15 protein-coding genes are annotated in these 13918 nt (G+C 69.2%); 13 read left to right on the top strand and 2 right to left on the bottom strand.

Translation table 11 applies throughout. The features are described from left to right. Window positions 1-405 carry a DUF983 domain-containing protein gene (locus J2X36_RS02875; RefSeq protein WP_310345934.1) on the bottom strand — a complete coding sequence of 135 codons (405 nt, stop codon included), beginning with the start codon at window positions 403-405 and terminating at the stop codon, window positions 1-3. A gap of 191 nt (window positions 406-596) precedes the next feature. On the opposite strand from J2X36_RS02875, the gene J2X36_RS02870 reads away from it, so the two are divergent. Beyond that, a complete protein-coding gene (locus J2X36_RS02870) occupies window positions 597-1994 on the top strand; it encodes a PLP-dependent aminotransferase family protein (protein WP_310345932.1) in 1398 nt (465 codons plus the stop codon). A gap of 223 nt (window positions 1995-2217) precedes the next feature. Next, on the top strand, window positions 2218-2613 hold the full coding sequence (locus J2X36_RS02865) for a c-type cytochrome (protein ID WP_310345930.1): 396 nt from the start codon (window positions 2218-2220) through the stop codon (window positions 2611-2613). A 159-nt stretch (window positions 2614-2772) separates the two neighbouring features. Here the strand turns inward: J2X36_RS02865 and J2X36_RS02860 are convergent, their stop codons facing one another. Beyond that, a complete protein-coding gene (locus J2X36_RS02860) occupies window positions 2773-4203 on the bottom strand; it encodes a PLP-dependent aminotransferase family protein (RefSeq protein ID WP_310345927.1) in 1431 nt (476 codons plus the stop codon). Between the two features lie 355 nt (window positions 4204-4558). On the opposite strand from J2X36_RS02860, the gene J2X36_RS02855 reads away from it, so the two are divergent. From J2X36_RS02855 to J2X36_RS02805, 11 genes are all read left to right on the top strand, one after another. After that, complete coding sequence (locus J2X36_RS02855) at window positions 4559-5041, top strand: MSMEG_0572/Sll0783 family nitrogen starvation response protein (RefSeq protein ID WP_010685777.1); 483 nt, start codon at window positions 4559-4561, stop codon at window positions 5039-5041. 80 nt (window positions 5042-5121) lie between these two features. After that, the gene (locus J2X36_RS02850) at window positions 5122-6198 is read left to right on the top strand and encodes a Nit6803 family nitrilase (protein ID WP_310345917.1); all 1077 of its coding nucleotides are present in this window, start codon (window positions 5122-5124) and stop codon (window positions 6196-6198) included. Then, on the top strand, window positions 6152-7255 hold the full coding sequence (locus J2X36_RS02845; RefSeq protein ID WP_310345914.1) for an MSMEG_0568 family radical SAM protein: 1104 nt from the start codon (window positions 6152-6154) through the stop codon (window positions 7253-7255). The genes J2X36_RS02850 and J2X36_RS02845 overlap by 47 nt, the downstream gene beginning before the upstream one ends. Beyond that, window positions 7252-7797 (top strand): MSMEG_0567/Sll0786 family nitrogen starvation N-acetyltransferase, encoded by a 546-nt coding sequence (locus J2X36_RS02840; RefSeq protein WP_310345911.1) that lies wholly within the window; start codon window positions 7252-7254, stop codon window positions 7795-7797. The genes J2X36_RS02845 and J2X36_RS02840 overlap by 4 nt, the downstream gene beginning before the upstream one ends. Beyond that, the gene (locus J2X36_RS02835) at window positions 7797-8789 is read left to right on the top strand and encodes a sll0787 family AIR synthase-like protein (RefSeq protein ID WP_310346555.1); all 993 of its coding nucleotides are present in this window, start codon (window positions 7797-7799) and stop codon (window positions 8787-8789) included. Before J2X36_RS02840 ends, J2X36_RS02835 begins: the two co-directional genes overlap by 1 nt. Next, the gene (locus J2X36_RS02830; RefSeq protein ID WP_310345908.1) at window positions 8786-9961 is read left to right on the top strand and encodes an MSMEG_0565 family glycosyltransferase; all 1176 of its coding nucleotides are present in this window, start codon (window positions 8786-8788) and stop codon (window positions 9959-9961) included. The genes J2X36_RS02835 and J2X36_RS02830 overlap by 4 nt, the downstream gene beginning before the upstream one ends. Beyond that, window positions 9954-10235, top strand: coding sequence for an MSMEG_0570 family nitrogen starvation response protein (locus J2X36_RS02825; protein WP_310345905.1), 282 nt, complete (start codon window positions 9954-9956; stop codon window positions 10233-10235). The genes J2X36_RS02830 and J2X36_RS02825 overlap by 8 nt, the downstream gene beginning before the upstream one ends. 37 nt (window positions 10236-10272) lie before the next feature. Next, window positions 10273-11541, top strand: a complete 1269-nt coding sequence (locus tag J2X36_RS02820) for an MSMEG_0569 family flavin-dependent oxidoreductase (protein WP_310345902.1) — start codon at window positions 10273-10275, stop codon at window positions 11539-11541. Window positions 11542-11817: 276 nt separating this feature from the next. Beyond that, window positions 11818-12762, top strand: coding sequence for a transporter (locus J2X36_RS02815; protein WP_310346552.1), 945 nt, complete (start codon window positions 11818-11820; stop codon window positions 12760-12762). A gap of 513 nt (window positions 12763-13275) precedes the next feature. After that, on the top strand, window positions 13276-13446 hold the full coding sequence (locus J2X36_RS02810; RefSeq protein WP_310345901.1) for a hypothetical protein: 171 nt from the start codon (window positions 13276-13278) through the stop codon (window positions 13444-13446). Window positions 13447-13611: 165 nt separating this feature from the next. After that, complete coding sequence (locus tag J2X36_RS02805) at window positions 13612-13803, top strand: hypothetical protein (protein ID WP_132255655.1); 192 nt, start codon at window positions 13612-13614, stop codon at window positions 13801-13803. The last annotated feature ends 115 nt before the right edge of the window (window positions 13804-13918 follow it).

The following is a 13918-nucleotide window of genomic DNA, read 5'->3' as shown; positions in this document are numbered from 1 at the left end:
TCACTCCTGGCGCGTCGGGCCGGCGCCGGAGGCTTTCGGAACGGCGAAGCGTCCCTCCTCGGCCTTGTTGATGTACTGGCTCGCGATGAAAAGGCCCTTCAACGGCCGAATGATCGGCACGCAGGCGAGCAGGAGCAGCGGCAGCGTGATCACGGCATGGATCCAGAGCGGCGGGTCGTAGGCCAATTCCAGCCAGATCCCGAAGGCGGTCACGGGGAAGGCCATGGTCATCATGATGAAGAAGGCGGGCCCGTCGGCCGGATCGGCGAAGCCGTAGTCGAGTCCGCACGCCTCGCAGCGGGGCTTCAGGGTGATGAAGCCGTCGAACAGGTGGCCCTCTCCGCAGCGAGGACACCGGCAGCGGAGTCCCACCGACATCAGCGATTGATCCGTCGATCTCTGCATCGTCCAACGTTCCTGACTTCGCTGCTCGTCCTGCATCTCGGCAGGAGCGCCGCTTGCACACCGCGAATGTATGGACTAATAACCATACATTCTGGGCCGAACGATGGGCTATCACTGCCAGCTAGACAGTAGGGCATTCAGCCTATTAGCGGGGTGCGCGTAGGCATACACTGAGCTGAGATCAGGGGTCAATGATGGAAGCCTGGAGCCCTACAATTGTCGCAGGCGCTGGGCCGAAGTACCTGGCCATCGTCAAGGCGCTGGCCGAGGACATCCGCAGCGGGCGCCTGGCGCCCGGTTCGCGCCTGCCCCCGCAGCGCGCCTTGGCCAAGCACCTCAACGTCGATCTCACCACGGTGACCCGGGCCTTCAACGAGGCGCGGCGGACGGGCCTGATCGATGCCGCAGTCGGCAGGGGCAGTTTTGTTCGTGGCTCCTCACGGCCGTCAAGAGGCTCCAGCCTGCCCGTGCTCAGCCCGTCCGGCAGTGTCGATTTCAGCATGAACATGCCCCCGCAGCCGGCGGAGGCGAGGCTGGCTGAGCGCCTGGAGGGGGGCCTGTCGAGGCTCGCCGCCACGCCGGGCTTCCTCGATCGCATGCAGTACCAGGACAGTGCGGGGAATTTGGCTGATCGTGCGGCAGCAGCCGAGTGGCTCTGCCGCCGCCTGGGCCCCGTGGCGGTTCAGCGCGTCCTCGTGGCCGGCGGCGCCCAGGCGGCCTTGTCCGCCGTCCTCGCCGTCGTCCTCAAACCTGGCAATGACCTGTGCGTCCCGGCCCTGACCTATCCCGGCCTGCGCATGGCCGCCGAGCGTCTCGGCGCGCGCCTCGTGCCCGTGGAGTGTGACGAGGAGGGCTTGATCCCGGAAGCCTTCCTCGAATGCTGCAGGGCGCGGCGGCCGCGGGCCCTGTACCTGGTGCCTACCCTGGACAACCCGACGACCGCGACGCTGCCGGCGGCCCGACGCGAGCGGATCGCCGAGATCGCGCGCGCGAACGGTGTCGCGATCATCGAGGACGACGCCTACGGCGCGCTGCCGCCCGATGCCCCGGCCCCGTTCGCGGCCCTGGCGAGCGACATCACGTGGCACATCGCGACCTTATCGAAGTGCGTCAGCCCGGGCCTCCGCATCGCCTACGTCGCGGTCCCCGGGACGAACGCGGCGGTCTGGCTCGCGGCCGAGCTCCGGGCCATCAACATGATGGCCTCGCCGCTTGCGGCGGCCCTGGCGTCCGAGTGGATCGCCGAAGGGGAGCTCGACGCGATCGTTGCCGCCATCAGGCGGGAGAACGGGCTCCGCCAGACGATAGCGGCGGAGACGCTCGCGGGCCTCGACTTTCGCTCGCATCCCTGCGGCCATCACCTCTGGCTGCAGATGCCGTCACATTGGCGGCGGGGCGAGTTCGGCGCGCACGCGCGGCAGCTCGGGTTGTCCGTCATCCAGAGCGACGCCTTCGCGGTCGGGCCGGCTCCCGAGGCGATCCGCGTCTCCTTGGGCGCCGCACCCGATGGCGCGACGCTGCAGTATGGCCTCAGCCTGCTCGCGAACCTGCTCTCGCATCCGCCCGGTGCGATCTCGACGGTCGTCTGACATGGCTGACAGGGCGGGCGCGTCCCGCGGCCCTGATCATCCGGCCGCGTGGAAGGAACGACCGGTGGCACGGGCGCGTCCGCGGATGTTTGAACGATCATGCCGAGGCATGCATCGCCCATGGCTCGCACGGTGCACCGCACTGCTCCTGCTCGCCCCCCTTGCCGCAGGGTGCTCCGATGACGAGCGGGAACGGCGCCGAGCGCTGGGCCCCGACCCGAGCTTGACCGACGTCCTGCGGGTCGCGGACCCCGAGAGGGGAGGCCGCTTGTTTGCCCGATGCGCAGCCTGCCACACGATCGGGAGGGGGTCGGGCGACCGGAATGGCCCCAACCTCTTCGACGTGATGGGCAAACCCCTCGCCAGCAACAGCAAGCGCTTCAGCTACACCGGCGCACTACGATCGCTGGGTAAGGTCTGGTCGCCGGACCAGATGGACGCTTGGCTTGCAGCTCCAGCCAAGTTCGCGCCCGGCACGAGCATGACCTTTACCGGGATTGCGGATCCGCTCGACCGGGGGGATGTCATCGCCTACCTGCAGGCGCAGTCGGAGCGACCCGATGATCGTCAGGGCCGGCGAGCGGCGACCCCGGCCGACCAGCAGCGTCCGCCACCATGAGCCGATCGCTCAGGAGCGGTCCTTCCGTTACCGGCCGAGGTCCCGGGGAACGGCCGCGGCGGTGCCGCTCCGGTTGCGATCGCCGGTCGCGGGGCTCGGAGGGTCAGCAAGGAACGGCAGTCAGCCGACGGCGAGTGCCCGCCGCGAGGCGGACGGGGCTCAGATGTAGGTCGAGGCCAGGGCCGGCGAACCGTCGAGGGCGTGGGCCAGCACTTCGAGCCCCTGCGAGATCTGCGCCCGGGTGATGGGGCCGCCGAGGCACAGGCGTACGGCCTCGGGCGGCGTGCCGCCCACGCAGAACGGGTCGCTGCCGACCACGCCGAGCCCGGCCGCGCGGCCCTGGCTGGCGAAGGCCGAGCGGGTCCACCCTTCCGGCAGCGTGATCCAGACATGGAACCCGTGCGGGTCGGCTTTGAAGGTGCCGGCCGGGAGAAGGGTGGCGGCGATGCGCTGGCGCGCGGCCGATTCGGCGCGGACGAACTGCACGATCGCCTCGGCCGTGCCGTCCGTGATCCAGCGCGTGGCCAGGGCCGTCGCGATCGGCGAGGCCATGACGGTGGCTGCGCGCAACGCGCCGCCAAGCGGAAGCGCGGCGCGGGCGCTCGGCGCCACCAGGAAGGCGAGCCGCAGGCCGGCGCCGAGGCACTTGGACAAGCCGGCGACGTAGTAGGTGATCTCGGGAGCGAGCGTCGCGAAGCTCGGCGGCGGCGTCGGGCAGATCCGGGCGTAGGCGTCGTCCTCGATGATGGTCACGGCGTAGCGGCGTGCCACCGCTATGATCGCCTCGCGGCGGCCCCAAGGGATCGTCGCCGTTGTTGGGTTCTGCAGCAGCGGATTGAGGTACAGCGCCTTGGGCGTGACCTTGGTGCACGCGGCCGCGAACGCGTCCGGATCCACCCCATGGCGGTCCATCGGCAGGTCGACGAGGCGCAGGCCGAGATGCGCGGCCATCGCCCGGATGCCCGGGTATGTGATCCGCTCGGCGCAGATGACGTCGCCAGGGCGTGCGACCTGCCCGAGGATGGCGAACAGGGAGCTGTGCGCGCCGGGACAGATCAACAGGCGCTCTCGCGGAGCTTGGACGCCGCGGCCCGCGAGCCACCGCGTCGCCGCGTCCCGATCCTCCTCGGTCCCGCCGAAGCCCTGGTAGCGAAGGAGGTTGACGAGGTCGCCCGACAACTCGGCGAAGGAGGCCTGCATGCGGGCTTTCAGCGTCGGCGCATCGGGTTCCGGGGGCAGGTTCATGGTGAAGTCGACCGGCCCCGGCCGGGCCGCCTCGGCAGGGCGCATGGTGCGGGCTGGATCGACCACGAAGGTCCCTTGGCCGACGCGGCCCTCGATCAGACCGCGCTTGTGCGCCTCGACGTAGCCCCGCGACACGGTGGTGAAGTTGAGGTCCAGGACCTCGGCCAGGGCCCGCTGCGTCGGCAGACGCGTGCCGGGCAGGAGGCGGCCGTTGCGGATGTCGTCCGCCAGCGCCTCGACGATCGCGAGGTAGTGCGGCTTGCCCCAGCGCTTCAGGTCCGGCGCCCACGCTCCAGCCCCCCCGTGCAAGCCCTCTGATCCCGCTCCGCGTCCGGTCCCGTTCATCCGCGCGCCACCCATCCTACCATCATCCGATCAATATCAGATTGTATGGCTAGCAATAGCCGTACCGCTCTGCGCCGTGCTGACGCTTCAGGTTTTCCAGACAAGGCGATCAAGCAGTGGCTGCCGGGAATGCAGATGGTGCCGAAATATTACGCGACTGCCGCTACGGGATCATGTGCAATCGGCCAACTTCCTTCAGCGCACCCCGATTATTTGATCGTATTATTGTATGCATTCAAGAGGAGTCATTGATGGCAGTCCTTATCCAACCATTTTGGCATGCCGCTTGCCATGCCGGTGGCGAGACCGGTTGACGCAAAGGGATGGCCGGTCCTGTGCATCAAGGAGCGAGACCATGCCGGCCGTAAATCGCGAAGCCCACAAGAAGGGCGACTTCCTGGTCGATTACGAGGAGAAGGTCTTCGAGGACGTGAAGGCCGAACCGGGCCAGAAGGCGCTGGTGACCTTCCATACGGTGGCCTTCGAGGGCTCGATCGGCCTCGTAAACCTGCTCCAGGCCACCCGCCTGCAACGCAAGGGCTTCGACACCTCCATCCTGCTCTACGGCCCCGGCATCACGCTGGGTGTCCAGCGCGGCTTCCCGCGTCTCGGCGACGAAGCCTTCCCGGGCCACCTGAACTTCAACAACCAGCTGGAGAAGTTCATGGCCGAGGGCGGCAAGGTCTATGCCTGCCGGTTCTCGACCCAGGCCCTCTACGGCCACGGGGAGGCGGCCTTCATCGAGGGCATCCGCATGATCAATCCCCTCGACGTGCTCGACTGCATCCTCCTGCACAAGCGCGACAATGCGGTGATCATCGACACCTGGACCGTCTGACCGGGCTTCGCGCCCGCCGACCGGGACGTCGCATCCGGCGGCCGCACGACGCGGCCGCCGTCACAGCCCGAGGATCATCCATGTCAGAGAACCGGATCGTGCGCGCCGCCGCCGTCCAGATCGCACCGGACCTCGACCGTCCGGAGGGCACCCTGGAGCGCGTGCTCAACGCCATCGACGAAGCCGCGGCCAAGGGCGCGCGCTTCATGGTCTTCCCCGAGACCTTCGTGCCCTACTACCCCTACTTCTCGTTCGTGCTGCCGCCGGCGATGCAGGGCGCGGAGCACCTGAAGCTCTACGAGCGGGCACCCACGGTCCCGGGCCCGGTGACGCAGGCAGTCGCGGCCGCCGCCCGCCGCCACGGCACCGTCGTCGTGCTCGGCGTCAACGAGCGCGACCACGGCTCGCTCTACAACACGCAGCTGATCTTCGACGCGGACGGTGCGCTGAAGCTGAAGCGGCGCAAGATCACGCCGACCTACCACGAGCGCATGATCTGGGGGCAGGGCGACGGCGCTGGCCTCGACGTCGTGTATACGGCCGTGGGCCGCGTGGGGGCACTCGCCTGCTGGGAGCACTACAACCCGCTCGCCCGCTACGCCCTGATGGCCCGCCACGAGGAGATCCACGCCGCCCAGTTCCCGGGCTCGCTGGTGGGCCAGATCTTCGCCGACCAGATGGAGGTGGCGATCCGCCACCACGCGCTGGAGGCGGCCTGCTTCGTGGTCAACGCGACGGGCTGGCTCACAGACGAGCAGGTGGCCCAGGTCTGCCCCGACGAGCGCCTGCGCGGCGCCTGTCGCGGCGGCAATTGCACCGCCATCGTTTCGCCCGAGGGCAAGCACCTCGCCGACCCGCTCGGACCCGGCGAGGGCATCCTGATCGCCGACATGGACCTCGCGCTGGTGACCAAGCGCAAGCGGATGATGGATTCCGTCGGCCACTACGCCCGGCCCGAGCTCCTCAGCCTCCTCCACGACGACCGTCCGGCCTCGTTCGTGCACCAGCCGACCCGTTCCCAGACCGACCTCCGGAGCCTCGACCATGAGCAGCAGCCCGCTTCCGACGAGCCTTCCCTCGTTTCCGCCGGTCGTGGCGGGCTTGGTCGGGATGCCGACGGAACGCCTGATCAACGCGTTGCAGTCCTACGGCGTTAGGCTCGCCGACAGCCGCGCCGGGGCGCCGAGCCGGCGCGGCGGAGCCGGGCCCTCGGACCACAAGGCCATGACCATCGCGGGCCGCACCGTGATGGTGCCGGTCCACACCGAGACCGCCTTCGGCTCGCCCTTCCTAGTGCGCCGCCCCGATGGCGACGGGGTCTCGGTGATCGAGCACGACGGCGTGGTGATCGGGCGGGCCACCTTCCCGGGCAAGCCTCGCTTCTACGCGCTCTCGACCTTCGACGGGGTGCCCTATTCCAAGATCGCGGTGCTGCACGGCCGCGACGTGCTCGCCACCACGATCCTGCAGACCTGCATCCGCTACGCGAGCCGCGCCAAGACCTGCCAGTTCTGCTCGATCGGTCAGTCACTGGCCGCCGGCCGCACCGTCGCGCACAAGAGCCCGGAGCAGCTCGCCGAGGTCGCCCGCGCCGCGGTGCTGCTCGACGGCGTCAAGCACATGGTGATGACCACGGGCACGCCGAACGCCAACGACCGGGGGGCGGCCGTGCTGTGCGAGAGCGCCTTTGCGGTGAAGGCGGCCGTGGACCTACCGATCCAGGCCCAGTGCGAGCCGCCCGATGACGACCGCTGGTTCGAGCGGATGAAGGTCTCGGGCGTGGACGCCCTCGGCCTGCATCTGGAGGCCGTGACCCCGGAGGTGCGTGCGCGGATCATGCCGGGGAAGGCGAGCGTACCGCTCGCGCGCTACTACGATGCCTTCGCGGCCGCCGTCCCGGTTTTCGGGCGGGGGCAGGTCTCGACCTACATTCTCGCCGGGCTCGGCGACACGCCGGAAGCCATCCTGGCGATGGCCGAGCGCCTGATCGGTATGGGCGTCTACCCCTTCGTGGTGCCCTTCGTACCGATCTCCGGCACGCCGCTGGAGAGCCATCCGGCCCCGGGTCCGGACTTCATGCACGCCATCCTGAAGCCGCTCGCGGACATGCTGGCCGCCGCGAATCTGCGCTCGACCGACATCAGGGCGGGCTGCGGGCGCTGCGGTGCCTGCTCGGCGCTGTCCACCTACGAGCGCGCGGGGGTGGCGGCATGATGTTCGAACCCGTCCCGCCATACCGGCCCAGCCACTTCCGGGTGAAGTTCGCCACGAGCGCATGGGAGCGAAGCTCCTGCGCGGCCCTTCGCCGCCAAGTCTTCTGCGCGGAGCAGGGCATCTTCGCGGGCGACGACCGCGACGCCATCGACGCGCATGCCATTCCGATCTGCGCCCTGTCGACGCTCGCCGGCGACGCTGACGCCGTGGTCGGCACGGTGCGCATCCACGAAGTCGCGGAGCGGCCCGGCGAGTGGTGGGGCTCACGCCTTGCCGTCGCCAGCGCCTTCCGCGGTACGGCGGCGCTGGGCGCCGGGCTCATCGAGGTCGCGGTCTCCTCGGCCCATGCCCGAGGCTGTACGCGCTTCCTGGCCCACGTGCAGGAGCGAAACGTGCCTCTGTTCCAGGCCCTTCACTGGGTGAGCCTCGACACGGTGGAGCTCCATGGACGGCCGCATCACCTGATGCAGGCGGATCTCGTGGCCTACCCGCCGATGCACGACCCCGAGCACGGGCTCGTCACCTTCCGCAGGGCCGCATGATGACGGCGGCCTTCGACCTGCAGGGACTGGCCCGCCAGATCCGCGACGCGCGCGGCGTCGCGCACAAGCGCGACATCGACGCGGTGGTGGCGCGGCTCGGGCTCGGCGGCCGGCACGCCGCGGTGCCGGTCGGGGACGACTGCGCCGCCATCCGCGACGGCGACGGCCACCTGCTCCTCGCCATCGAGGGCTTCCTCGACAGCTTCGTCGCCGCCGACCCGTATTTCGCCGGCTACTGCGGGATCATGGTCAACCTCAGCGACGTGGCCGCCATGGGCGGGCGCCCGCTTGCCGTGGTCGATGCCTTGTGGAGCCGGGATGCGGCGGAAGCCGACCCGATCCTCGCCGGCCTCTCAGACGCCGCCGCGCTCTATGGCGTGCCGATCGTCGGCGGACATACCAACACCCGCGCGGCTGCCGACAACCTCGCGGTCGCGGTCCTCGGCCGGGCGGGCCCACGTCTCCTGACGAGCTTCGACGCGGCGCCGGGCGACGACCTCGTCGCGGCCATCGACCTGCGCGGGCGCTTCCGCGATCCGCATCCGTACTGGGATGCCTCGACCGGCGCTCCGGGCGAGCGCCTGCGCGGCGACCTCGCGTTGCTGCCGGGACTTGCCGAGGACGGACTTGCCTGCGCCGCCAAGGACATCAGCATGGCCGGCGTCGTCGGCACTGCCTTGATGCTGCTCGAATGCTCGAACGTCGGCGGCGTCATCGACCTCGACGCGATTCCGAAGCCCGAACACGTCCCGCTCGCCCGCTGGCTCTCCGCCTTCCCGAGCTTCGGCTATCTCCTGAGCGTCCGCCCCGACCGCACTCCGGCCGTGCTCGCGCGCTTCGCGGAGCGCGGCATCGCAAGTGCCGCCCTCGGCCAGCTCGACGCGAGCCGGGTCGCCCGGGTCCGGAGTTCCGGCGAAGCGGAGGCCGTGGTTTGGGACTTCGTGGCCAGTCCGCTCATCGGCTGCAGCCGGGATGCGGGGAATGCCGCATGAAGCTCCTGCGCATCGCCATCCTGACCCACTCCACCAATCCGCGCGGCGGGGTCGCGCACTGCCTCGCACTCGCCGAGGCTCTGTGCGCTCTGGGCCACGAGGCGGTGGTCCACGCCCCCGATCCGGCCGGCCGCGGCTTCTTCCGGAACGCGGGCTGCCCCACCGTGCCGGTGGCCGCCAATGCGGTCGCGGGCAGGACGGTCGACCTCGTGCGCGCTCGCATCGACGACTACCTTCGCCACTTCGCGACACCTTCCGCCTGCGATTTCGACGTGTTCCACGCCCATGACGGGATCGGGGGCAACGCGCTCGCGACCCTGAAGCACCGGCGGCTGATCCCGGGCTTCGTGCGCACCGTCCACCATATCGACAGCTTCTCCGACCCGCTGCTCGCGGAGTGGCAGGACCGCTCGATCCGCGAGGCCACCGGCCTGCTCAGCGTCAGCCGAACCTGGGCCGACCGGATCAGGGACGATTTCGGCCGGGGGGCGCAGGTCGTCGGGAACGGGGTCGACCTGTCGGTCTATCGCAGCGAGCCGACCGAAGCGGACACGGCCGTGCGGGAGCGCTGGGGTCTCGGCCCGGGGCCGGTCGTCCTCTGCGTCGGGGGCTTCGAGGAGCGCAAGAACACGGCCGGGACCATCGCGGCTTTCGCGCGTCTGCGTGAGCGCCAGCCGCGAGCTCAGCTCGTGGTCGCCGGGGGTGCCTCGCTGCTCGACCACGCGCCCTACCGCGCCCGGTGTCGGGCGGCCCTGGCGGCGCACGGTCTCGCCGTCGGCCTCGGCGAGGCCGTGGTCGAGACGGGGCCTGTGCCGCAGGCCGACATGCCGGCGCTCTACCGGATCGCGGATGTCCTGGCCTTCCCCTCTTGGACAGAGGGCTTCGGCCTCTGCGTCCTCGAGGCGATGGCCTGCGGCACCCCCACCATGGTGTCCTGCCGGCCGCCCTTCACCGAGCACCTGACGGCAAAGGACGCCCTGTTCGTCGATCCCGCCGACCCGGACGACCTCGCCCAAGCCATGGCCGAGGCTCTGAAGCCGGACACTCGTACCGGCCTGCGAACGGCCGGCCTCGCGCGGGCGGCCCTCCATTCCTGGCGCGCCTGCGCGGAGCGCCACCGCGACGCCTACGCGGCCTGTGCCCGCGTCCAACAGGAGCCGATCCATGCCTGAGATGCGCTTCCACGTCCGCTGGCCCGACGGCCGGCGCGAGGCCTGCTACTCGCCCTCTCTCGTCGTGAAGGACTTCCTCACACCGGGCGAGAGCTACGCCCTCGACGACTTCGTCGCGAAGGCCCGCACGGCCCTGAACATCGCGAGCGAGCGGGTGCGCGAGAAGTACGGGTTCGCGTGCTCGTCCGCCCTGGATCAGCTCGCCCGGATCGAGGCCGCCGCGAAGCGACAGGCTGCCGGCGGCCGGGTCACCGTCGAGGCCTTTGAGCCCTGAAGCCGTACGTCTTCCCAAGCATCGCGGAGTGAGAGCCATGTCGTCCAAGCCCCGTCACGTTCCCGTCGCCATCGTCGGCGGCGGCCAGGCTGGCCTCTCGGTCAGTTACCACCTCAAGCAGCGCGGCATCGACCATCTCGTCTTCGAGAAGAAGACCGCCGCGCACACCTGGGCGACGCAGCGCTGGGACACCTTCTGCCTCGTCACGCCGAACTGGCAGTGCGACCTGCCGGGCCACCGCTACGACGGGCCGGACCCGGACGGGTTCATGAAGAAGGACGAGATCGTCGCCTACCTGCAGGCCTTCGTCGCCAAGGTGAACCCGCCCATCCGGGAGGGCGTCGCGGTCACCCGCGTCGAGCGGCGCGAGGACGGCATCTTCTCAGTGCAGACCTCGGAGGGCGACTACACCGCGAACGAGGTCGTCGTCGCCTCGGGGGGCTACCACACACCGATCATTCCCCGCATGGCCGAGAAGCTGCCAGGCGCAATCACGCAGATCCACTCGAACCAGTACCGCAACCCGGGCCAGCTGCCCGAGGGCGCGGTCCTGGTCGTCGGCTCCGGTCAGTCCGGCGCGCAGATCGCCGAGGATCTCCACCTCGCCGGTCGCAAGGTGCACTTGGCGGTCGGCGACGCGCCCCGCTGCGCCCGGTTCTATCGCGGTCGCGACGTCGTCACCTGGCTCGCCGACATGGGCTACTACGAGATGACCGTCGACAACCATCCGCTGCGCGACGGCGTCCGCGACAACACCAACCACTACGTGACGGGCCGCGACGGGGGCCGCGACATCGACCTGCGCCGCTTCGCCCTGGAGGGGATGAAGCTCTACGGCCTGATGGAGGATTACCGGGACGGCAGCCTGCGCTTTCGCGACAACCTCAAACGCTCGCTCGACCAGGCCGACCGGACCTACAACGGCATCAACGCGGCGATCGACAAGTACATCGCCGACAAGGGGATCGAGGCCCCGGCGCAGGAGCACTACACGCCGGTCTGGGAGCCGGGCGAACCGGTCACCGACCTCGCTCTCGAAGGCTCCGGCATCGCCAGCATCGTCTGGTGCATCGGGTTCACGCCGGACTTCCGCTGGCTCGACGCCTCCGTCTTCAACGGCGCGGGCAGTCCCAAGCATAGGCGCGGTGTGACGAGCGAGGAGGGCGTCTACTTCATCGGGCTGCCCTGGCTGAACACCTGGGGCTCCGGACGCTTCGGGGCGGTCGGCCGGGACGCCGAGCACGTCGTGCAGGTGATCCAGAAGCGCCTCGGCGCGGAACGCTTCGCCCTGAAGTTCGCGGTCTGATCGGGCCTTCGAGGCCGGCGACTGCCGGCACCGCACCCATCCTGTGCCGCATGTGCAACAGAGGCCCGCCCCAAGCATTCGGATTGATATTTAAAGTAGACTCTGAGTTATAACAGCGCAGAATATAGGAATTGATGGAAAGACATACAATTTGTCTGCATTTCCATTCAATCAATACCGATAGATCAAGAAGCCTTGCTAGCACGCCCTCGACGCCGATGCATGTCGGCGAACGGGGAGGGCTTGCCGGCGCACGAACTGACAAGGGGATCCATGATGTTGAAGCCATTCGCGGCCGCAGCAGGCGCGCTCGCTGCGATAACTCTGAGCGCGACGGCGACCTACGCGCAGACGACGACCGTGCCCGGCGAGCAGGTGGGCCTCGCCGTCGGTGCGCCCCTGCCCGAAGGTCTCTACGCCATCGACACCTTCACCTATCGCAGCCCGGACGGGCCGAACGGCACCGCCGTCGACACCTCGGTGAACGTGCCGGTGCTGGTCTGGTCGACGCCCTGGAAGGTCTTCGGTGCCCGCATCGAGGCGGTGGTCGCCCAGCCCACGGTCGCGGTGTTCCCGCGGGCGCGAGGCGCGCGCGACTTCACGATCAACGTCGGGACGCTCGTCGGCTCGATCTTCGCCTGGGACCTCGGCAACAATGTCGGCTTCAGCTATCTCGCGGCCGTCCACCTCAACGACCTGAATGCCGGCCGCGGCCTGCCGATCTTCTCCTCGAACACTTATCGCCAGGGCTTCGCGCTGAGCTACACGGGCGACGGCTGGAACCTCACGGCGAACCTGACCCACAATTTCTACGACTCGCCCGGCCGCTTCGAGGGCGGGCCGCCCGGCTTCGTGCGCGGCCGCTACTTCATCGCGGATGCGCTCACCCTCGACCTGACCGCGACGAAGAAGTTCGGCAAGTTCGAGTTCGGTGCGATCGGCTACGGCACCACCGATCTTCCGGGCCGCGGTTCTGCTCAGGCACGCGCCAACTCGGGCTACGTGAAGAGCGGGCGCTTCGCGCTCGGCGGGCTCGTCGGCTACGATTTCGGGGCGTTCACGGCGCAGGCCTGGGTGGCGCGCGACGTCGCCACCCGCGCGCTCGATACCCGCGGCCGCGATGCCTACTCGACGGAAGGATGGGTCCGCGTGATCGCGCCGCTCTACACCGTCGCGGCCGTGGCCGAGCCTGCTCCCTCGCCGCTGGTGCGCAAGTACTGATGCACGCCTCTTCCCGAAGGTGGACCGCCACGTGGCAACCGCCTCCGGCACAGGGATCGAAGTGAGTCTCCTTCCCAAGGACACCGCTTCGACAGGGGCCGGGTGGCCAAGTCTCAACAGCTCACACCGCCCGGTCCCGCCTCCTCCTCATGTGGAGAAAGCCGATGGGCTTGCACATGAGGCTGCCTGGGGGAAGGGATTCCCCCTGTCGGAGACGAGCCGCTACACGCTCGGCATGCCGCACCTCTGCCCGAACGGCCTCTCCGAGAACTGGCTCTGGAAGGAGTTGGGACACCGGCACTGGGGATTGATCGCCCGGGCCTTCGGCAGGGCAGCGGCCGGCTTCGATCCATCGAGCCAGCAGCCCACCTACGCCACGTTCCGGCGGATTGCCTTGCAGGGAGGCAACCTCGGCTCGGCTCGCGAGAACGACACGCTCGACGTGCGCTCCACACTCACAATTTGGGTTTGGCCGATGGCTGCCTTCCCGCCTCGGGGCTCAAGCTTGTGTCCGTGGCGCTCTCCGACCTGATTCCCGGCATGCTCGACGAGGTCGAGGCCTTCTTCGGGCCATACAACCAGCTCGCCGGAAAGGAGTTGAACGTGTTCCGGCGCGGCGAAGCTGAGGCCGCTCGAGCCCTCGTCCGACCGGGCCATGAGGCGGTCGAGCAGGAAGGAGCCTGATCTCGGTTGTCACCCGGATGGGCCGTCCCGCATCCCGGCGAGGTGATCCCGGATGTCAGGAGCCGACGCGGGACAACTGCCCATGTCATCCCCCGATGTCCTCGACGACGGTCTGGTCGATCGCCGCCCAACCCCATATCTCCTGCCGAGAATGGAGAGCGTGTCGTGTTCACAGTGAAGGGTGTCGATCCATCGGGCAGGGCCATGAGCTTCGCCTGCGGGACAGATGAGCAGGCGATGGAGAAGACCTGGGAATTGCAGCGGCGCGGCTTCCGGGACGTCATGGTCGTCAACCCGTCCGGCCGGGTGTACGGGGCCGCCGCCTTCGAGCGGACCTTGGACATCGATTGGGACTGAGGCGAGGCGGGTGACGGGGCGCTTCGATCAGCCCTGACTGATTCCGGCTGCGGTCCGACCGGGTCATCGAATTGCGTTGCCGATGCATGCAAGCGGTGAGACCGTACAGAGCCGG

Source organism: Methylobacterium sp. BE186 (assembly GCF_031457035.1).
GTDB classification, from domain to species: domain Bacteria; phylum Pseudomonadota; class Alphaproteobacteria; order Rhizobiales; family Beijerinckiaceae; genus Methylobacterium; species Methylobacterium segetis.
The sequence above is the reverse complement of the archived record's forward strand: the minus strand, read 5'-3'. Positions and strand labels throughout refer to the sequence as shown.